1 protein-coding gene is annotated in these 386 nt (G+C 51.3%); it reads right to left on the bottom strand.

The features are described from left to right. Positions 1 to 228: 228 nt before the first annotated feature. On the bottom strand, positions 229 to 386 hold a 158-nt coding region (locus ACO0LO_RS29050; RefSeq protein ID WP_422969212.1), incomplete at its 5' end, for an NAD(P)(+) transhydrogenase (Re/Si-specific) subunit beta.

Here is a 386-nt window from a genome sequence, read left to right as displayed (position 1 = left end):
CATTTTTGGCAGTGCGCAAAATGTAATGGGGCGTAGCCTCATCACCCGAAGGGCAAGTCTGCGGTCGCCTTCTTCTTGCCTACTTCTTCTTGGCGAAGCAAGAAGAAGTAGGTAGCTGCCGGGCTACTCCCGGCCAGCAATCTCAACACACATCCATCTTCAAAAAAAACAAAAAGCCACATGTCCCCATGTGGCTTCCTGTCGTAAAGCGACCTGAATAGCGCTTCCCTATTCGATAGCCTTCACCATGTCTTCGATGACCTTCTTGGCATCGCCAAACACCATCATGGTCTTGTCCATGTAGAACAACTCATTGTCCAGCCCGGCATAACCGGACGCCATCGAGCGCTTGTTGACCACGATCGTCTTCGCTTTATAGGCCTCCA

The sequence above is a fragment of the Undibacterium sp. TJN25 genome (genome assembly GCF_049339885.1).
In the GTDB taxonomy this organism is placed as follows: domain Bacteria; phylum Pseudomonadota; class Gammaproteobacteria; order Burkholderiales; family Burkholderiaceae_D; genus Undibacterium.
The sequence above is the reverse complement of the archived record's forward strand: the minus strand, read 5'-3'. Positions and strand labels throughout refer to the sequence as shown.